Source organism: Saccharopolyspora pogona, from assembly GCF_014697215.1.
In the GTDB taxonomy this organism is placed as follows: domain Bacteria; phylum Actinomycetota; class Actinomycetes; order Mycobacteriales; family Pseudonocardiaceae; genus Saccharopolyspora; species Saccharopolyspora hattusasensis.
The window spans coordinates 8,953,680-8,972,904 of sequence record NZ_CP031142.1 but is presented as its reverse complement, the minus strand read 5'-3'; the positions used below and the strand labels follow the sequence as shown (position 1 = coordinate 8,972,904).

The following is a 19,225-nucleotide window of genomic DNA, read 5'->3' as shown; positions in this document are numbered from 1 at the left end:
GACCGGGAAGCCGACGACGCTGGCCACGACCACGCCGAAGGCTACGTCACCGCGGAGCCGGCCTTCGGTCGCAGCTCTCGCGACCAGCTCCACTCGCCCGGCTCCGGCGCGCCGACCAGTCGCAGCCCGGCGCCGCGCAGCGTCCGCGCGATCGCAGTGTTGTCGACGTGGGTGTGCGCGGTCAGCGTGCCGATCCCCAGCTCCTCGGCCTGCTCGACCAGCTTGCGCGCCAAGACGGTCCCGACGCCCTGCCGCTGCCAGTCGTCGCGGACCAGCAGGGCCAGCTCCCCGGAATCCCCGTCGTACATCAGGTGCCCCATGCCGACCACGTCACCGTCCGGCGCCAGCGCCAGCAGCGATCGCCCCAGGGCAGGGGTGAGCAGCCGCTGCAGGCCGCGCTCCCCCGGCGCCGGTCCGGGGCTGAAGCAGCGCCGGTAGCGGGCCGCGCTGGAGCAGCGCTCGTGGAAAGCCGAAACCAGTTCCACGTCCGCCCGGTCCGCGAGCCGGACCGTCAACTCCGCGCCGCTCGCGGTGCGCGCGACGTCCAGCACCGGCCGCACCCGCACGCGGCAGCTCTCGGCCAGGTCCACCACGGCCCGCGCCCGCGCGAACTCCGCCGGGGTGAAGGAACCGCCGGGCCGCTCCAGAACCAGCACCCCGCCGCCGGGGTCCGCCAGGCACATCGCGCCGCCGGTGAACGAACCGACCTCCAGCGGCGGCTCGGGCGCTTCCTGCCAGTGCACCGCGACGTGCCTCAGCAGCGCGCGCAGCGCGCGGATCAGGTCGGTGCGGCCGTTGACCAGGTCGATCGCCAGGTTCGCGGTCCGGGTCGGCACGTCGTCGAGCTCGCGGACCTCCGCCCGCTCCGCAGTCACCTCGCAACCACCGGCGGTCTCGACGGCGGCGATCAGCTCCCGCCTGCTCACCCGCGTCGGCACATGCAGCAGCACCTCGTCCACCACGCCACCGGCCACGGGGTGGACCTGCATGGTCCGGATGTCCGCGCCGAGCGCGCTCAGGCCACCGGCCAGGCGCGCCAACCGGCCCGGCGTGTCGGTCACCGACGCGCGCAGCCGCCACAGCGTCTGCTGCACGTTCACCACCTCCGGGACCGGCGCTGCGGCCGGCACATTGGCCTCGGCGGGCCGGCGCCGGCGATGCCACCACCTCGCGGCGCCCGCTACCAGCAGAACGGCACCGATGGACAGCAGCGCCAGCGACCCGCCGGCCTGGCTCTGCACCCCGGTGACGAACACGTTCGCCGTCCCCGCCGCCAGGAGCAGCGCGGCCAGCTCGATGAGTTCGCGGGTCCAGTCCCCGCGCGCGTGACGATGCTGTCCGGAAGTCATGCCACCATGTTTCCCGCGCTGTATTGCGGCCGCTTGACCTGGGATGACAGCGGGGTTAACGGGCGAACATCACACCTCCAGGCGGTCCTTCACCGCGCCTGTCCGCGCCGGAACGCGGTGATCTCCCGCCGCGCCCGGCTTCCTCATCTCGAACGACGTGTCCGGCATTCCGACGACGTCCAGCTGGAAGCGGCACGCACGGCGGAAGACTTTCCAGATTTTGTTGGCAAACCGTGGTTTTCGCGGGTTGCCAAAGCGACTTCACCTGATCAAGCGATGCAAAAAAGCGTGCGAATGAATGTTCGAATCTGGAGAATGAGGTTATGGCACCGCTGACGAGCATTCGCGACACGGCTTCGGACATCACGGGTCCGCAGTCGTCGGTTTCGTCGTGCTCCGACGCAGAACTCGTTGCCCGCATCGAGGGTCTGGAACGAGCGATGCGGGTCTTGATGATGCAGCAGCTGCAGGTCATCGCAGAGGCGGATCACCGGGGCGTGCACGCCGAACGTGGTGCCCGATCGACGCAGGTGTGGTTGCAGGGTCTGCTCAACATCGACGCCCGCGACGCCAGAGCGCGGGTCTCAGTCGCTCGCAACGTCGAGGACCGGCAGAGTCTGTATGGCGAGGTGATGCCCGCCGATCTACCCGAGACCGCCGCCGCCCTGGCGGAAGGGGCGATCGGGTTGGAGCACGCGCGCGTCATCGTTGACGGCATTCGCCGGCTTCCCGGGTACTCCCGCTGCCACCACGTCGGCGAAGTCGAATCGACCCTGGCCGGGTACGCCCGCACCTTGCCGCCCCGGGAGTTGGAGAAGCTCGCCGAGCGCATCCGTTACGTGCTCGATCAAGACGGCGCCTACGACGACGAAGAGGCCCAGCACGACGCGCGGGAGTTGCACTACTGCGTCGCGCGCGACGGCATGACCGTCATCAAAGCGCGACTGGACCGCGAAACCGGCGCGGCCTTCGCCGCTCTCATGCAGCCGCTGGCCGCGCCGCGCCAGGAAGTGGATGGGGAGAAAGACCCGCGCACAGGCGGGCAGCGCCCGCACATGACGATCGCCATCGACTTCGACGACCTCAAGCGGGATTTGGGTCTCATCGTTGAGTACGACATGCCCGGCACCCTCAACACCGAACGCGCCATCACCGCCGAGAACGCCCGCCGGATCGCCTGCGATGCCGAGGTTCTGCCGATGGTCCTCGACGGGGATGGGCTGCCGCTGGACGTGGGGCGCGCCAAGCGCACCGCCCCAACGCACCTCCGCGCCGCGCTCCTGCAGCGCGACGGGGTGTGCGCGTTCCCGGGGTGCGACCGGCCGCCGGGAACCCCGGAAGCGCACCACGCCCCACTGGATCGACGGTGGGGCGACCAAGTTGTCGAACATGGTGATGCTTTGCGGGCATCATCACCGCGCCCTGCACAGTCAGCGCTGGGACATCGCGATGCGCGACGGGCGCCCCATGTTCATCCCACCGCGCACGGTGGACTTCAAACGCACACCACGACCAGGCGGCAGAGCGCTACCCGCCCAACACCGCGAATACCTCCGGGACCTCATCCCCGCACCACGGGACCCGGCGGGCGCACAGTGACGCCTGCTGGCCGGAACGCTTCGCGCAGACGCGCTACTCCTGGCCGTAGCCCGCGAACAGCTCCGCGCAGCGGGCCAGTTCCTCGTCGCTGAGCAGGCTCGGGGCACCTGCCCGGGTCGCGGTCAGCCAGAGCTCGCACAGCCACTCCAGCTGCCGCGCCCGGTTGTAGGCCTGAGACAGGCTGGCTCCGATGGTGATCGTCCCGTGGTTGCGCAGGATGCATCCGGCGCGTCCCGCCAGGGCGTCGGACATCGTCTCGGCCAGCCGGTCGCTGCCGAAGGTGGCGTACTCCGCCACCCGCACCGTGCCACCGAAGTCCGCGAGTTGGTAGTGCACCGCCGGAACATCGTTTCGCAGCAACGACAACGCGGTGGCATGCAGCGAGTGCGTGTGCACCACTGCCCCGGCGTCGTGCTTCCGGTAGGCGGTGAGGTGCATCGGCAGTTCGGACGTGGGCTTGAGATCGCCCTCGACCACGTTGCCGGTGAGGTCCACCAGCGGGATGTCCTCCACCGCCAGCTTGTCGTAGTCGACGCCCGACGGCGTCACCGCCACCAGGTCGCCGCAGCGGACCGACACGTTGCCGGAGGTGCCGACCACCAACCGGTCCGCCGTCAAACGCCGCGCGATCTCGATGACCTCGCGCCGTTGCTCGGCCAGTCGCGAACTGCTCACTTCATCCCTCGTTCAACACGTGGCGCCGGATGCGTCCGGCACCGACTCGTAGCCGTTGATCGCGGCAACCTTCCGGGCCGACGGCGAAGACTCGTCGAACCGGTAGCCCAGCCACTCCGACGCCAGCTTGCGCGCCAGCTCCAGGCCGACCACGCGCTGGCCGAAGCACAGCACCTGGGCGTTGTTGCTGAGCACCGACCGCTCCACCGAGTAGCTGTCGTGCGCGGTGACGGCCCGGATGCCCGGCACCTTGTTCGCGCTGATCGCCACCCCCAGCCCGGTGCCGCACACCAGCAGCGCGCGGTCCGCTTCGCCTTCGGCGACCAGGCGCGCGGCGTTGACGGCCACGTGCGGGTAGACGGTGTGCTCGTCGGAGCCGACGCCCACGTCCGCCACGCTGGCCACCCGGGGGTCGTTCTCCAGGTCCTTCTTCAGCGCTTCCTTGTACTGCAGTCCCGCGTCGTCGGAGCCGACCACGATGCGCAACGGCGCCTGCTCACTCACTTCGCCTCATCCTTCCCGTTTCCGGCGAGCCCATCAGTTTCCGGCGAGCACGGCCCCGACCCGGTTGAGCGCGAGCGCCAGCGACGTCGCACCCGGGTCCGGGGTTCCGACGCTGCGCTCGGCCAGCGGCCGGGCGCGGCCGGTGCGGGGCCGCAGCTCCGCGGTCTGCTCGGCGGCCTTCGTCGCCGCCTTCGCGGCCTGCTGCCAGGCCTCGGTGCCCGTCGCACCCTCCTCGACGTCGCGGCGCAGTTCCTCCACGAACGGAACCAGCGCGTCGACCAGCGTCTTGTCGCCGAGCTCCGCTCGACCGAGCCGCTGCACCGCCGCGAGCGCCGCCGAAGCGCCCGCCGTCAGGTCGTTGGCCATCGCCGCGCGGTGGTCGGGCAGCAGGTCGCCGAACGACCGCAGCGCCACGCCCCACAGCACGCCCGAGGTGCCCCCGGCCTTCGCCGCCCACGCGTCGCCCGCGGCGACCAGCACCGCCGCCGGGCCGACGCCCTGCGCCACGGCCTCGTCGGCGGCCGCCACCGCGGCCGCACTGCCACGCGTCATGCCGCGGCCGTGGTCGCCGTCGCCCGCGATAGCGTCGAGGCGCCCGAGTTCGTCTTCCTTGTCGTGCAGCAGATCCGCCACCGCGTGCAGGGCCTTCGCCACGACCGCGGCGGTCGCCTGGCCTTCCGGCGGGGCCACCACGGTCACCTTCTCGGGCGCCGCCGGCAGTTCATCGTCCTCTTCGGACTCTTCCGCCTCGGCCAGCGCGACATTCCCCTTGCGGTAGGCGGGAGTGTCGGCCGGGGCCTGCCACAGCCGCTCGAGTTCCGGGTCCAGCCAGGTCAGCGTCAGCGAGCAACCGGCCATGTCGAGGCTGGTCACCAGCTCGCCCACCTCGGGCGCGATAACCTCCAGGCCGGCCTCGGCCAGCAGCCGGGACACGGTGCCCCAGACGACGAACAGTTCCTCGTACTTGGTGGCGCCCAGCCCGTTGAGGATCGCCGTCACCCGCGGCTTCTCACCACCCGTGCCCGGGGCCTCCGCGAGCAGGCCGTCGACCAGGATCTTCGCCAGCTCCGACGCCGACGGCAGGTCGCGTTCGGAGACGCCCGGCTCGCCGTGGATGCCGAGCCCGAGCCCCATCCGGCCTACCGGCACCTCGAACAGCGGCTGGTCCTGGCCCGGCAGCGTGCAGCCGCCGAAGGCCACGCCGAGGCTGCGGGTGCGCGCGTTGGCGTGCTCGGCGACCCGGACCACCTCGTCGAAGGAGTAGCCCTCCTCGGCCGCTGCCGAGGCGACCTTGAAGACCACGAAGTCGCCGACCACGCCGCGGCGCTTGGTCTGCTCCGCCGCCGGGGCGCTGGCCACGTCGTCTGTCACCACGACGTTGTGCGCGCGGACCCCGTCGCGTTCCAGGCGTTCCACCGCCAGCCCGAAGTTCATGTTGTCGCCGGCGTAGTTGCCGAACGAGAACACCACCCCCGCACCCCGGTCGGCCGCGATGCCCACCGAATAGGCGTCGTCGGCCGACGGCGAGGTGAAGATGTTGCCGATGACCGAGCCGTCGGCGAAGCCCGGCCCGACCACCCCGCAGAAGGCCGGGTAGTGCCCGGACCCGCCGCCGGTGACCACGGCGACCTTGTCCTTGCGCGCGCGTTTCGCCCGCACCACGCCGCCCGGCACCTGCCGGACGTGTTCGGGGTGCGCTGCCACGAAACCGGTCACCATGTCCTCGGTGAACGACGCGGGGTCGTCGTACAAGCGCGTCATCTGCTGCTCCTCAGCGCCAGGTCTTGATGGGTCGGGTCAGGAGGTCGGGCCCCACAGCGGGCGGGCGCGGTCGATCGATGCAAGGTATTCGCGGTAGCCGCGCTCGTAGAACTCCACGGCGCTGGGGTGCGGCACCACGGTGCGCCGCGCCGCGGCCCACTTCTCGCGGTCCACCGGCTCGCCCAGCGAGTCCCACGCGGTCATCGCCGCACCGCGCGCGCCCACGCCTTCCTCGTGAGGCACGTGCAGCGGTCGGCCCAGCACGTCGGCGAAGATCTGGCTCCACGCCGCCGATCGCGCACCGCCGCCGCACGCCGAGACCTCACCGGTCAGGCCCGCGGTTTCCAGGTTGTGCCGCGCCGCGTAGGCCACCGCCTCGCACATGGCGCGCACCAGGTCGGACTGCGTGGTTTCCAGCGACAGCCCGGTGAACTGACCGCGTGCGTGCGGTTCGACGAAAGGCGCGCGCTCGCCGGAGCTGGACAGGAACGACAGCGCCGACACCCCGTCGGCACCGGGTTTGCTGTTGCCCAGCAACGTTTCCAGCTGGTCCACGCCGGCGCCGACCATGCTCAGCACCCAGTCCAGGTTGGCGGTGCCGACCATCGCGGGCATCACCCGCAGGTACCGCTGCGGCAGCGGCGTCGCCAGCCACATGCCCGCGACCTCGCCGTCCGGGTCGATGGCCACCTCGTCGCGCAGCACCTGGCAGCCCAGGGTCGTGCCGATCACCAGGCTGCCGTCGCCGACGTTGCTGACACCGGAGCCGAACGCGCAGGCGGGCAGGTCGAACGGGCCGGCCGACACCGGCAGACCGGCGGGCAGCCCCAGCTCCTTGGCGCTCTTGCTGTCCAGCGCGAACAGCTTGTTCGGCGGGGCCGGTTCGGCCAGCAGCCTGCGGTACTCGGCCACGCCGCAGGCCTGCAGCGCTTCCTGCGAGTAGCTGCGGCTCGGCACGTCCAGGAACGGCAGCGACGCGTCGGAGGCGTCGACCGTGATCTCGCCGGTGAAGCGCTGCACGATCGCGTCGACGCAGTATCCGGCGACCGCGGCGCGCTCCAGCCGCTCCGGGGAGTGCCCGGCCAGGTGCGCCAGCAGCGGGCCGGCCGAGCCGGGGAACATCCCCGACCCGGTGAGCCCGAAGACCCCCCGCTGCACACCGGATTGCTCCCAGCGGTCCAGCACGTCCGCGGCGCGCGCGTCCAGCCACGAGATGGCCGGTCCGACCTGCTGGCCCTGGTGGTCGCGCAGCCACAGCCCGTCGCCCTGGCCGGTGATGGCCAGGGCCTCGATCGGCTCACCGACCTGCTCGGCCACGGCGGCGACCTCGCGCACCACCTGGATCACCGAGCCGATGACCTCTTCGAGGTCCTGCTCGACCCGCCCGCCCGGCAGCCTGTTCAACGTGCTGCGCTTGCTTTGCGTGACCAGCGCCGTGCCGTCGCGGTTGAGCAGCGACGCCTTGGTCACCGACGTTCCGACGTCGACCCCGACGATCATGGCCGCAGGCCTTCGAACTTGGCCAGCACGTCCGGGTTGGCGACGAACCGGGGGCGCTCGCCGCCCAGGAACCGGGCGACCTCGCCGGCGACGATGCCGGCGGCGCGGTGCGCGGTCTGGCGGGTCGCCCCGGCCAGGTGCGGGGTGGTGATGACGTTGGGCGCGCCGAACAGCGGCCAGTCGCGCGGCGGCGGCTCGATGTCGTAGACGTCCACCGCCAGCGCGCCGAGGTGGCCGGAGTTCAGCAGCTCCGGCAGCGGCGCGTAGTCGAGCAGCCCGCCCCGGGCGGAGTTGATCAGCACCGCGCCTTCCGGCAGCAGCTTGAGGTTGTCGGCGTTTAGCAGGTTCTTGGTCTCCGGGGTCAGCCGCGCGTGCAGGCTGACGACCGAGCTGCGGCGCAGCAGCGCCTCCAGCTCGACGAGCTCGACGCCGTCGCGGGCGGCGTCCTCGGCTTGCACGAACGGGTCGGACACCAGCACGTGCGCGCCGAAGGCCTTCAGGACCCGGGCCACGATCTTGCCGATCGCGCCGTAGCCGACCAGGCCGACGGTCGAGCCATCCAGCTCGATGCCGGCGTTCTCGTAGGCGTAGTAGTCGCCGCGCCAGTTGCCGGCCTTGAGCTCGGCGTCCGAGCCGGGGATGCGGCGCAGCGCGGCGAGGATCAGCCCGACGGCGAACTCGGCGGCCGCGGCGGCGTTGCGGCCGGGCGCGTAGCTGACGATCACGCCGTTGTCGGTGGCGGCCTCGAGGTCCACGTTCACCGGGCCGCCGCGGCAGACGCCGACGAACTTCAGCTGCGGGCTGTTGGCCAGCACCTCCGCGGTGAACGGCGCCATCTGGGTGGCGACGATCTCCACGCCGCCGAGCGCGTCGAGCAGCTGCCGCTCGGTGCCGCTGGCCTCGTGGACGTTGCCGACCGGCCCGAACGGCTCGACGGGCCAAGGCAGCGTCAGGGTGTTGAACTGCAGGTCGTGCGAACCGGCACTGCGGCGCAGGGCGTCGACGAACACCTCGGGCGCGACGAAGTGGTCACCTGCGGCCAGAACACTGGTCATGAGGACTCCTTTTTCACGAAGGCTGTCTCGTGGCTGGCTTGCTTAGCGGTGCCGGTAGCGGAACCTCAGAAGCCTTCTCGACTGCGGGATCCCCTACATCGCGTATGCGGGCAGCCCGCTCACCAGGCGAGAACGGACGTCGTCCAGGTCAGTGGCGATGTAGCCGGCCTTGGCCAGGGCGTCCTCGGCCGGCGGGTAGTCGGAGTTCGGGATGGCCACCACAGTCATCCCCGCCGCGGCCGCGGCGCGCAACCCGTTGCTGGAGTCCTCGACAGCCAGGCAGTGCTGCGGGTCCTGGCCGAGCTTGTCGGCGGCCGACAGGTACACGTCGGGGCTCGGCTTGCCCTTGGGCACCTCGGCGCTGGAGACGGTAGCCGAGAAATGCTTGGTCAGTCCGTGGCGATCCAGGACCGCGTCGATGAGGCGGCGCGGCGCGGACGAGGCGAGCGCGATCGGGGCGCGCGCGGCGACCTCGGTGACCATCTTCTCGGCGCCGGGCAGCAGCTCGATCTCACCACCGTCGAGCGCGGCGATCATGTCGTCGACCACGACCCGCTCGGTCTCCGCCGCGGAGTCTCTGGTGGCGCTGAAGTCGGCGAGGAAGGCCGACCACTCGGGGGCGCTCATGCCCTGGACCTGCCAGGTCTGCTCCACGGTCCAGGTCTTGCCGTGGGCGGCGGCGAACTTGGCCCACATCCGCTCCCACAGGTGTTCGCTCTCGACCAGGACGCCGTCCATGTCGAACACGACCGCGCGGTGGGTGCCGTTCGGCCCTTCGGACTGGGTCATCTTTACCTCCCGCCAAACACTGACACGGTCAAATTAACATGACTTACGTTAACTGTCACCATCGGAATGATACTTCAGCGAGTGACCGGTGTCCCACGACACGTGCCGCGCGCCACGGGGCAAGATGGCCGCATGGCGTCCGCACCGAAGAAGCAGTCCGCCCGGCTCCTGCGACAGCAGAAGATCATCGACCACGTGGTCGCACAGGGGTTCGCCAGCGCCGCGGAACTGTCCGAGCTGACCGGCGTCAGCCTGATGACGGTGCACCGCGACCTCGACGACCTGGTCACCCGGGGCCTGCTGCGCAAATACCACGGCGGGGTCTCCGCCCAGCCCTCCACGGTGTTCGAGAGCAGCTCGGACTTCCGGCTGCACACCCACACCGCCGAGAAGGAAGCGCTGGCCAAGGACGCCCTGCAGTTCATCAACCCGGGCATGTCGGTGATGCTGGACGACTCGACCACCGCGCTCGCGCTGGCCAGGCTGCTGCCCGAGGTCGGCCCGCTGACCGTGGTCAGCAACTACCGGCAGGTGCAGGAGGCGCTGCGCGACGTGCCGGACATCCGGCTGATCGGCCTGGGCGGCGAGTACTCCCGGACCCACGACTCCTACCTGGGCCTGCCCTGTCAGGAGATGATCAGCGCCTTCTCGGTGGACATCGTGTTCCTGTCCACCTCGGCGATGAACGCGCGGCTGACCTACCACCAGGAGCAGGAGATCGTGCTGGTCAAGCGGGCGATGCTGGCCAGTGCGACGACCAAGGTGCTGATGATGGACGCCAGCAAGGTGGGCCGCTCGGCGCTGCACCAGTTCGCCCCGGTACGCGCCTTCGACCACGTGCTGCTGGCGGGCGAGCTGGAGGTAGCGCTGGTCGAGGAGATGCGCGAGCAGACCGACGTCCGCCTGTCCCAGATGAGCTAGCCGCGAGCTATCCCCCGGGGGCAGCGGCATCGCGGACGGCCAGGGTCGTTGTTGATCTTCACATCAGATTGCGAACAAATTAACGTCTTGCGCGTTAAACTGAACAAGGTGCATGATAGCCAGCACCCGTCGACCGGGGGCGCGTCTTAGACGCGCACACCGGGAAGTTCCGATCCCTTGGAGACAGTGATGTCCCAACAGACCTCTGCGGATGCCGAGCCGTTGCGGCCGGCCGGCACACTCGACCGCATCGGTATTCCCAGGCAGCTGTTCTGGGGCTTCATCGCCGTCCTGATCTTCATGATCGGCGACGGCGTGGAGACCACCTTCCTCTCGGACTACCTGCAGCAACCCGACGGCGGCGGACTGCCCGGCGCGACCGCGGCGTTCGCCACGGTCACCCTCTACGGCGTCGCGGCCATGATCGCCGCGTGGTTCTCCGGGACGCTCTCCTCGATCTGGGGCCCGCGCCGGGTCATGTGGCTCGGTGGCGCCTGGTGGGTGGTGTTCGAGGCGCTGTTCCTGTTCGTGGCGCTACCGTCGCACAACGCGACGCTCATCGTGGCCGCCTACGGCATCCGCGGCTTCGCCTACCCGCTGTTCGCGTTCGCGTTCCTGGTGTGGGCGCAGATCGCCAGCCCCACCAAGATGCGCGGTTCGGTCGCCGGGTGGTTCTGGTTCGCCTTCACCGGCGGTCTGCCGACCCTGGGCGCGGCGCTGGCCGCGGTCTCCATCGGCGTGTTCGGCCTGAGCCAGCACGGCACGCTGGTGCTGTCGCTGGCGGTGGTCACCGTCGGTGTGCTCATCGGTAGCTTCGCCGTCCGCGAGGAGCATGGCCTCAAGCCGATCGCCGACGAGACGGTTTCCAATCCGCGCAGCCTCAAGCGGCTGGGCGAGGGCGTGGACATCCTCTGGCGCGACCGCCGCACCCTGGCCGGTGGCCTGATCCGCATCGTCAACACCGCGCCGCAGTACGGCTTCTTCGCGATGTTCCCGTTCGTGCTCGGCCCGGCCACCCCGGGCGGCGGCTTCCTGACCGCCCCGCAGCTGGCCACGCTCGCGTCGATCAGCTACGGCGCGAACATCGCCGCGAACCTGTTCTTCGGCGTGTTCGGCGACCGCTTCGGCTGGCGCCGCACGATCACCTGGTTCGGCTGCGCGGGTTGCGCCGTCGCGACTCCGCTGTGGTACTTCACCGCGGTGTCCACCCAGAGCTTCGCGGTGACCGCCACCTTCGGCGTGGTCTACGGCATCCTGCTGGCCGGGTTCGTCCCGCTGTCGGCGCTGATGCCGTCGATGGTCTCGCCCAAGGACAAGGGTTCGGCCCTGGCGATCCTGAACTTCGGTGCAGGTGGCGCGGCGTTCGTCGGCCCGGTCGTGGTCACGATCCTGTACCCGCTGGTCGGCGGCGGCGGGGTGGCCATCGCGTTCAGCGCCCTCTACATCCTGGTGGCGATCCTGAGCCTGAAGGTCAAGGACAGCTGCGACCCCGGTGAGCAGAAGTCGACGGAGCGCGCCGCGCAGCACGTCGCGACGGCCCGCTCCTCGGCGTAAGTTCCGCCGCCGCCGTGAGCCCGCGTCCCGAGGACGCGGGCTCACGTGCATTCGGCCGTCGTCTCCGAGCGCGACAAGGTGGCGGCCGTCCGAGGTGAAGGCGGGCCGTCCGACGATCCGGCCGGGCAGGACGGCCATCGTGGTGCCGAGCACCGCGATCCGCCCTTCGCCGTCGCGGACCGCGACGACCGGGATGTCGCCGTCCAGCACGGCGAGTGCGGGATCGGAGGTGGCAGCGGTGTCAGTGGTGGCAGCGGTGGTGACCACGGACCATCCCGCGTGTTCGCCGAGCACGACCACGCGCCCGGTGGCCGCCTCGCGGAACGCCGCGAACGCCCGGTGGCCGCGGGCCACGGCAACGGATCCGGCCGGGCGGTGCGTTTCCGGCGGCGCGACGAGCCGGGAACCGGTGCCGTCGAGCCGCCAGTGCAGCAACCCGGCCTGCGCGGTGGCGAAGACGTGCGCCTCACCGGTGCCGGCCAGGAGCACCGAGACGGCGTCGTCGACCCCGGTGCCGCCGAGGTCCGTCCAAGCTGCCTGGTCGGCGAACCGGACGCTCACACCGCCACGGGCGTTGCGGACCGCGACCAGCACTCTCCCTCCCGGTGCCGCGACCGCCGCCGGCGGTCCGACCTGGCCGAGCGGCGCTTCGGTCGGCGGAAAGCCGAGATCCTGCCAGCGGTCCTGCCCGCTTTTCAGGAAGATCACACCCGCGCGGTCCTGGACCACAAGGGTGTCCGGGCCGGCGAACCCCGGCGAACCGGCACGCGGCACGAAACCACTGGTGTCCACAACGGACTCACGTGATCCGTTTCCCCTCAACAACTTTCCTCCCCGCACGTAGACGTAAACGGGCTCGCCGTCGCGACCGGTCGTCGCCCAGTTCGTGTTCCACGGCCAGCGGTGCCGCATGCTTCGCAGCCACGTCGCATAGGGCTCCCCCATGCTCACCTCGGCGTCGTGCGCCGCGTAGCGCGCGAAGATCCCCCGTTTGCCGGCGACGATCTCCGCCGGCAGGTTCGGCGGCGCGTCGGCGACGTTGTAGTCGCGGTAGTGGATCAGGTGCGCCGATCCGGCGGACCGCATCGCAAGCTCCGCGAATCGCGCCGTCATCACGTGGTCGGGGTGGTTGTGGTGGGGTCCCCACTGCGGCTGGTACCTGGGGTCCGGTTCGGGGTCATGGGTCCGCACGATCGTGGGCGCGAACTTCCCGTAGAGCTCTCCCAGCGCGTCGATGACGGAGGCCCGGTCGTGAATGCTGGTCGCCACCAGCGCAGATCCGTCCGGCCGCAGTGCCTCGACGCGTGCCGTTGCGTCGTGCCAGAGCCGGGTCAGCGCATGCCTGCCGCCCGTAACGTGCGGATCGTTGTCATCGGGCAGGTTCAGGAACACCAACCGCACCGTCGGCCGATCGCGCAAGGTCTGCACCTCGGCTTGACGCCCCCCGGGCAGCGGCAGCCCGGCACGGTCCCAGACGTCGGGCACTCCGGCCATCGCCGCGAACGCCGCCCTCGCCCCGGCCTGCCGCTGCGCGGCATACCGCCCCGCGGGCCGCACATCGCTCTCCCCCGCCGTCAGGAACACGGTCGTCACGGTCGCTCCGGAGCGGATCGAGATGGCCAGGTCCGGGTTCATGAACAGGATGTCGTCGTCGGGATGCGCCACGACCTGCAGGTGGGAACGCACCTGCGCCGCAGCGGCGGGATCGACGAGCACAGCGATCAGCAGCAGCGCGATCGCGGCGGCGAATCCTCTCATCGCGTTCGCCTCCCCCGCTGCAGCCCAGCTACGGACAGCGCGAGCGCGAGCAGCGCTCCGGTGCAAGCCAGCAGGAGGTGCAGGGCGAATCCGGGCGGGCTCCAGGACAGCGCGAGCGTGCCGCCGGTCAGGCCGGGCGGGAGGCGAACGGTGAGCAGCCCCGCATCAGTTCCGGCGACCGGCACCCGGCGCCCGTCCACCGTGGCCTGATAGCCCGGCCAGGCCAGGCGCGCGAAGACCAGCTCGGCCCGGTCTTCGGTGCGGCCGAACCGCACAGTTTCGTGCCGCTGCCCGTGCTGCCGGTCGTCGAGCACCTGCACCCCGTGGCCGGCGCTAAGCCGCCCGCCCGGCCATGGCAGGGCCGTTTCCCGGTTGAGCACAACGACATCCGCATCGCGCCGGGTGACCTTCCAGCCCGCCGGAGCTTCGGGAACCTCGCGGAGCCGGCGCTGCACCACGACGTGGGTGACCTTGAGCCGGTCGACCAGCCCATCCGGCTGCCAGAGCCGGTCGTAGGCCTGCGGGCAGGTGGCCCCGTAATAGCTCAGGCAGAGCCGGGTATGCAGGGCGTCGTGCCCGATGCCGGTGTAGGAGACCAGGCTCGCGACCCCTGCGGCCGCGTGCATGTTGCCGAACAGCAGGTGCTTCCAAGCGCTTCGCGAGGCGACGTCGTCCGGTGGGATCAAGTTGCGGTCGGCGATCTGCAACACGGTGCCGCCGTGGAATTCCGCGTAGCGGGAACGGAGTTCGGCGATCGATGCCGGGAAGTTGTAGACGGCGACATCGCGATTCGCCGGAAACCACAACATCTGCAGGGCGAGCGCGCAGGCCGTGCCGAGGTGCAGCACCGCGGCCATCAACTGCTTGCGGTGCAGGATCAGGACGGCCGCGAGCAACGCGGAGATCATGCCCAGTGACATCAAGTGCTTCGGGGCCAAGGAAGGCCACGCCGCGAACGAGAGATACCCGCCGAGCAACACGGTCCCGGCCGAGCAAGCCAACCGCACCTTGAAGTGATCAGTGCGCAGCCCATGCGAAAGCGACACGGCAAGCAGCACTGCCATCGCCAGGTGGAGCACGACCACATGCCGCAGCGGCCAGCGGAACAGCCACACGTTGGACGGCCCGAGGCACAGCAGGAAGTAGCAGCCCGCGATCAACGCGGCGCACCGGCAGCGGCGCCACAACGCCCCGGCGGACCGCCAGTCCAGCCAGGCCAGCAGCGGGACGGCGAACCAGGCGAAGTAGGTGGCCGGCACCGACATCCGGAAGGTGCCGAAGGACAGGATCTGCGGCACGAACGAGGGCGTGCTCGCGTTCAGCAGGTCGCCGATGCCCGGCACCAGCTGACCGATGTTGAACAGCTCGCGCCCGGACCGCCACCCCACCGCCGAGGTCTCCAGCACCGGGAAGAAGATCAGTGGCAGGCTCGCCGCGACCGCCACGCCCACCAGGACCAACCGCCGGATTCTCGGCCAGTTCCGGCCGGTTTCTGCCAGCAGCCCGGCGAAGACCGCGCCCAGCGCCAGCACCCCGTAGGGGTCACCGGCGGAAACGCACAGATAGCACAGCACCCACGCCACGAACGCCGGCAGACGCCCGTCCAGCACACGGCGCAACGCCCACCAGGCCCACGGCAGCCAGGCGAAGCCCATGAGCCCGCCCGCCCAGGTGGCGGCCTGGAAGTACAGCACGAAGCCGGACACCGGCAGCGCCACCGCAAGCACCGACGAGATCCCGCGGTCCGCCCCATAACAGCGGCAGAGCAAGAAGGTTCCGACACCGAGCGTGACGAGGAACTGCGTTTTCACCACCGCGGCACCGATGGCGAGATCGCCGAGCCACACCACCAGCAGGCAATCCAGCAGGTGCACGGGATTCCAGATCCCGAACAGCGATTCGGCGGCCAGGTTACCGCCCATCCACGAGTCGAGGTCCAGCCCGAGCGGCCAATCCCCGGCCAGCAGCCGCTCGCCCAGCCGGTGCCACATCGGCAGGAACTGCGCCGCGCTGTCGTCCCAGAAGTAGAACGACGGGTTCACCAGCACCGGAACCTGGCTCAACAGCGCGACAGCGACCCCGACCCCGACCGCGCTGCGCCATTCGAGCAGCGGCAGCCGCTCGGTCAGCACCGCCCTGCTCAGCAGGAAGGTCACGGGCACCACGACCAGACCCGCCGCGACCGGAGCCAGCCTCGAATCTACTTCGAACACCGCCACCGAAACGGCGACGACAGCGGTGCTCAACCCGATCACGGCCAGGTTGGACAGCGGGAACAGCAGCAGGGTGCGCCGATTCGGCGCCACCTCGAAGGTGAACCGGCAGTTGAGCAGGTACGAGCACAGCGTCGCCGCTACGGTCGCGACCAGGTGCGCCAGCAGGTACGGCACCAGCAGCCACAACGCCAGGTAGACGGTGCAGTGCACGGCCGTGTTCGCGCCGCCGACGAACGCGAACCGCAGGAGCTCCGATCTGCTTGTCTTACACCACATCGCTCCCCCTACGAAGCCAACTCGGCGGCCGGGTGCAACCGGCGCTCGCGGGCATGCGGGTGGAATTCCGGGCTCGACTCCTTGACCAGGTAGTGCGGCCGGCGCTTGGCCTCGAAGTAGCTCTTGCCCAGGTACTCCCCGAGAACCCCGAGGAACAGCAGCTGCAGCCCGCCCAATCCGACGGCCCCGGCCAGCAACGTCGCGTAACCGGGCACGTGCACACCGTCCACAATGGTGTTCACCACAACGAAGAGCACGTAGGCTCCGGCCAGCAGCGCCACCAGCACGCCCAGGTAGATCGACAGCCGAAGCGGCCTGCTGTTGAACGAAGTCAGGCCGTCGATGCCGTAGTTCACCAGCGCACCGAACGTCCACCGCGAACCCCCACCGCCCCGCGGCACGTTCCGGAACGACACGTACGCCGTGTCGAAGCCGATCCACGCGAAAAGCCCCTTGGAGAACCGGTGGTACTCCGGCAGCGACAGCACCGCGTCGACCGCCCGGCGCGACAGCACCCGGAAATCTCCGACCCCGTCCTGCAACCGCACGTCCACGAGCCGGCCGCACACCCAGTAGTACACTTTGGACAGAGCTGACCGGAAGCGGCCCTCACCGTCGCGGCCGCGCCGCGCGACGACCTGGTCGTACCCGGAGTCCAGCAGGTCCAGCATCCGCCGCAACAACAGCGGCGGATGCTGCAAATCGGCGTCCAGCAGCGCAACCCGGCGGCCCCGCGCATGCCGCAACCCGCACAACATCGCCGCTTCCTTCCCGAAGTTGCGGCTCAGCGACACATAGCGGAAACGCGGGTTCAGCGCCGCCAACCGGCGCGCCTCGCACAGCGTCCGATCGGTGCTGCCGTCGTCGACCAGGATCACTTCGTAATCCCGGACGCGTCCGGACAACGCCGCGACCAGCGCGTCGTGCAACCGTTGCAGGCCGCGCTCCTCGTTGAAGCACGGCACCACCATCGAGAGGTACATGGCAGGTCTCATCCCAGGTCGGTCGACCCCCGCAGAACCGGGAAGCCGCTGTGGGCCAAAACGAATCGGCGTCGACCGTAGGATTCGGGCCGCGCTACACCCCCTACCGACACACGGGCGAATAATCCACCCGTGGCGGCTTTTCGCCGCACCGCCACCCGATCGCGCAAATGCCCGGTGGAAATGGCAGGGTGGCTGCATGCCGTCAGCGTCGTTCCCCCGCCGCAGTGCCCGCACCCAGGGCTTCACCCTGGGCGCGCCGCGGACCTTCACCGCCGGTGCCTCCGTGCTCTTCCTACGCTCAGCGGGCGGCACCGATCGCAGCAACGCCCTGTGGGCCCTCGACACCGAGACCGGCCAGGAGCGGATGCTCGCCGACCCGGGCGCGCTCCGCACCGACGACGAGGTCTCGCCCGAGGAGCAGGCCCGCCGGGAACGAGCCCGGGAGCGGGCCCTGGGCATCACCGGTTACGCCACCGACCGCGACGGGCACCTCGCCGCCTTCACCATCTCGGGTCGGCTGTTCGTGGTCGACGTCGCGACCGGCGACGCCCGCGAACTGCCGGCGCAGCAGCCGGTGGCCGACCCCAGGCCCGGCCCCGACGGGAACCGGGTGGCCTACCTCTCCCGCGGCCAGCTGCGGGTGATCGATGTGGACGGTTCCGGCGACCGAGCCCTGGCCGAACCGGACGGCGCCGACATCACCTGGGGCGCGGCGGAGTTCATCGCCGCCGAGGAAATGGACCGCCACCGCGGCTACTGGTGGTCCCCGGACGGTTCGCGGCTGCTGGCGGCCCGCGTGGACGAATCCCCGGTGCAGCACCTGTACATCGCCGACCCGTCCGCCCCGCTGAGCAAGCCGACGGCCATGCGGTACCCGGCCGCCGGCACCGCCAACGCGGACGTGTCCCTGGCCGTCTTCGACCTCGACGGCAACCGGGTGAACGTCGACTGGGACCGCCAGGCCTTCCCGTACCTCGTCACCGCGCACTGGTCCCGGCACGGCCGGCCGCTGATCGCCGTGGAAACCCGCGACCAGCGCACCCAACTCGTCCTCGCCTTCGACCCGGCCACCGGCCGGACCACCGAGGTACACCGCGACACAGACCCGCACTGGGTGGAGATCAAACCCGGCTGGCCCGCCTGGACCCCGAACGGCGACCTGGTGCGCATCAGCGCGGACGACGGCGCGTACCGGCTGGTCGTCGGCGATCAACCCTGGACCACCGCGCCCCTGCAGGTGCGGGCCGTCCTCGACATCGGGGACGAGGACATCCTGATCTCCGCCTCGGAGCAGGACCCGACCCAGCTGCACCTCTACCGCGTCACCGCCGACGGTGCCCGGCAGGTCACCGACCGGCCCGGTGTCCACATCGGAACCCGCTCCGGTGATGTGCTGGTCGTCGCCACGTCCACGCTGGACGAACCCCGCACCCGGGTCCGCGTGCACCGCGGTGAGCAGGAAATCGCCGAGATCGGCAACCAGGCCGACGACCCCGAGATGAAGCTCAACGTCGAACTGCTCAGGCTCGGCGACCGCGAGCTGTGCAGCGCCCTGCTGCTGCCGGGCGGCTACGACCCGGCCGACGGCCCGCTGCCCGTGCTGCTGGACCCGTACGGCGGCCCGCACGCGCAACGCGTCCTCTCCCGCCAGCAGGGCTACCTGACGTCGCAGTGGTTCGCCGACCAGGGCTTCGCGGTGCTGGTCACCGACGGCCGCGGAACGGGCGGGCGAGGCCCCGAATGGGACCGTGCCGTCGCCGGCGACCTAGCAGGCCCGCCGCTGCAGGACCAGGTCGACGCCCTGCACGCGGCCGCCGGACAACACCCCGAACTCGACCTCGGCCGGGTCGCCATCCGCGGCTGGTCCTTCGGCGGCTACCTCGCCGCGCTGGCCGTGCTGCGCCGCCCGGACGTCTTCCACGCCGCGGTCGTTGGTGCCGGGGTGGTCGACTGGCGGCTGTACGACACCCACTACACCGAGCGCTACCTGGGCGACCCCAACGAAGTCCCCGACGTCTACCTGAAGAACTCGCTGCTCGCGGACGCCGGAAACCTGGAACGCCCGATGCTGATCGTGCACGGCACCGTGGACGACAACGTCGTCCTGGCCCACGCGCTGCGGCTGTCCGCCGCGCTGACTGCGTGGGCCCGCCCGCACAACGTGCTCCCGCTACCGGGCGTCAGCCACCTGCCGACCGAGGAGACCACCACCGAGAATCTCCTGCTGCTGCAAGTGGACTTCCTGCGCAAGTCGCTGGCGCGCTGACGCCGGGCGTCTCCGA

General features: G+C 70.7%; 14 protein-coding genes and 1 pseudogene. 5 read left to right on the top strand and 10 right to left on the bottom strand.

The window, feature by feature from the left end; all coding sequences use genetic code 11:
* Positions 1-41 precede the first annotated feature (41 nt).
* A complete protein-coding gene (locus DL519_RS42335) occupies positions 42-1,349 on the bottom strand; it encodes a GNAT family N-acetyltransferase (protein ID WP_190823366.1) in 1,308 nt (435 codons plus the stop codon).
* Positions 1,350-1,672: 323 nt separating this feature from the next.
* Between DL519_RS42335 and DL519_RS42330 the strand changes: the two genes are divergently transcribed.
* Positions 1,673-3,040 carry an HNH endonuclease signature motif containing protein gene (locus DL519_RS42330; RefSeq protein WP_223840114.1) on the top strand — a complete coding sequence of 456 codons (1,368 nt, stop codon included), beginning with the start codon at positions 1,673-1,675 and terminating at the stop codon, positions 3,038-3,040.
* On the opposite strand, the gene DL519_RS42325 is transcribed toward DL519_RS42330, so the two are convergent.
* The 6 genes from DL519_RS42325 to DL519_RS42300 all read right to left on the bottom strand — a co-directional run bounded on the left by DL519_RS42325 (position 2,982) and on the right by DL519_RS42300 (position 9,232).
* The gene (locus tag DL519_RS42325) at positions 2,982-3,623 is read right to left on the bottom strand and encodes a class II aldolase/adducin family protein (RefSeq protein ID WP_190823364.1); all 642 of its coding nucleotides are present in this window, start codon (positions 3,621-3,623) and stop codon (positions 2,982-2,984) included. The two genes, DL519_RS42330 and DL519_RS42325, sit on opposite strands and share 59 nt — an antisense overlap.
* A gap of 12 nt (positions 3,624-3,635) precedes the next feature.
* Positions 3,636-4,127, bottom strand: a complete 492-nt coding sequence (locus DL519_RS42320) for a ribose-5-phosphate isomerase (RefSeq protein ID WP_190823362.1) — start codon at positions 4,125-4,127, stop codon at positions 3,636-3,638.
* Between the two features lie 33 nt (positions 4,128-4,160).
* Positions 4,161-5,888, bottom strand: a complete 1,728-nt coding sequence (locus DL519_RS42315) for a dihydroxyacetone kinase family protein (RefSeq protein ID WP_190823360.1) — start codon at positions 5,886-5,888, stop codon at positions 4,161-4,163.
* Positions 5,889-5,924: 36 nt separating this feature from the next.
* A complete protein-coding gene (locus tag DL519_RS42310) occupies positions 5,925-7,388 on the bottom strand; it encodes an FGGY-family carbohydrate kinase (protein ID WP_190823358.1) in 1,464 nt (487 codons plus the stop codon).
* Entirely contained in the window at positions 7,385-8,443 is a 1,059-nt protein-coding gene (locus DL519_RS42305) for a 2-hydroxyacid dehydrogenase (protein ID WP_190823356.1), read from the bottom strand. The genes DL519_RS42310 and DL519_RS42305 overlap by 4 nt, the downstream gene beginning before the upstream one ends.
* Positions 8,444-8,536: 93 nt before the next feature.
* Positions 8,537-9,232: an HAD family hydrolase gene (locus DL519_RS42300; protein ID WP_190823354.1), complete on the bottom strand. Its 696-nt coding sequence runs from the start codon at positions 9,230-9,232 to the stop codon at positions 8,537-8,539.
* A 132-nt stretch (positions 9,233-9,364) separates the two neighbouring features.
* Between DL519_RS42300 and DL519_RS42295 the strand changes: the two genes are divergently transcribed.
* The 3 genes from DL519_RS42295 to DL519_RS42285 all read left to right on the top strand — a co-directional run bounded on the left by DL519_RS42295 (position 9,365) and on the right by DL519_RS42285 (position 12,514).
* Positions 9,365-10,153, top strand: coding sequence for a DeoR/GlpR family DNA-binding transcription regulator (locus DL519_RS42295; RefSeq protein ID WP_190823352.1), 789 nt, complete (start codon positions 9,365-9,367; stop codon positions 10,151-10,153).
* A 189-nt stretch (positions 10,154-10,342) separates the two neighbouring features.
* Entirely contained in the window at positions 10,343-11,707 is a 1,365-nt protein-coding gene (locus DL519_RS42290) for an MFS transporter (protein ID WP_190823350.1), read from the top strand.
* A 45-nt stretch (positions 11,708-11,752) separates the two neighbouring features.
* A complete protein-coding gene (locus DL519_RS42285) occupies positions 11,753-12,514 on the top strand; it encodes a hypothetical protein (protein WP_190823348.1) in 762 nt (253 codons plus the stop codon).
* A 291-nt stretch (positions 12,515-12,805) separates the two neighbouring features.
* On the opposite strand, the pseudogene DL519_RS50610 reads toward DL519_RS42285, so the two are convergent.
* From DL519_RS50610 to DL519_RS42270, 3 genes and pseudogenes are all read right to left on the bottom strand, one after another.
* Positions 12,806-13,465 (bottom strand): annotated as a pseudogene (locus DL519_RS50610) (PIG-L family deacetylase); the annotation flags it as partial.
* A complete protein-coding gene (locus tag DL519_RS42275; RefSeq protein ID WP_190823347.1) occupies positions 13,462-15,957 on the bottom strand; it encodes a GtrA family protein in 2,496 nt (831 codons plus the stop codon). The pseudogene DL519_RS50610 and the gene DL519_RS42275, both read right to left, overlap by 4 nt.
* Positions 15,958-15,965: 8 nt before the next feature.
* Positions 15,966-16,940, bottom strand: coding sequence for a glycosyltransferase family 2 protein (locus tag DL519_RS42270; RefSeq protein ID WP_190823345.1), 975 nt, complete (start codon positions 16,938-16,940; stop codon positions 15,966-15,968).
* A 199-nt stretch (positions 16,941-17,139) separates the two neighbouring features.
* On the opposite strand from DL519_RS42270, the gene DL519_RS42265 reads away from it, so the two are divergent.
* Positions 17,140-19,209, top strand: a complete 2,070-nt coding sequence (locus tag DL519_RS42265) for a S9 family peptidase (RefSeq protein WP_190823343.1) — start codon at positions 17,140-17,142, stop codon at positions 19,207-19,209.
* Positions 19,210-19,225: the final 16 nt, after the last annotated feature.

Coding starts and splice junctions, on each gene's coding strand:
- DL519_RS42310 (WP_190823358.1), bottom strand. CDS start 7,388: ATGATCGTCGGGGTCGACGTCGGAACGTCGGTGACCAAGGCGTCGCTG.
- DL519_RS42305 (WP_190823356.1), bottom strand. CDS start 8,443: ATGACCAGTGTTCTGGCCGCAGGTGACCACTTCGTCGCGCCCGAGGTG.
- DL519_RS42295 (WP_190823352.1), top strand. CDS start 9,365: ATGGCGTCCGCACCGAAGAAGCAGTCCGCCCGGCTCCTGCGACAGCAG.
- DL519_RS42265 (WP_190823343.1), top strand. CDS start 17,140: ATGCCGTCAGCGTCGTTCCCCCGCCGCAGTGCCCGCACCCAGGGCTTC.
- DL519_RS42335 (WP_190823366.1), bottom strand. CDS start 1,349: ATGACTTCCGGACAGCATCGTCACGCGCGCGGGGACTGGACCCGCGAA.
- DL519_RS42315 (WP_190823360.1), bottom strand. CDS start 5,888: ATGACGCGCTTGTACGACGACCCCGCGTCGTTCACCGAGGACATGGTG.
- DL519_RS42330 (WP_223840114.1), top strand. CDS start 1,673: ATGGCACCGCTGACGAGCATTCGCGACACGGCTTCGGACATCACGGGT.
- DL519_RS42290 (WP_190823350.1), top strand. CDS start 10,343: ATGTCCCAACAGACCTCTGCGGATGCCGAGCCGTTGCGGCCGGCCGGC.
- DL519_RS42300 (WP_190823354.1), bottom strand. CDS start 9,232: ATGACCCAGTCCGAAGGGCCGAACGGCACCCACCGCGCGGTCGTGTTC.
- DL519_RS42270 (WP_190823345.1), bottom strand. CDS start 16,940: ATGTACCTCTCGATGGTGGTGCCGTGCTTCAACGAGGAGCGCGGCCTG.
- DL519_RS42275 (WP_190823347.1), bottom strand. CDS start 15,957: ATGTGGTGTAAGACAAGCAGATCGGAGCTCCTGCGGTTCGCGTTCGTC.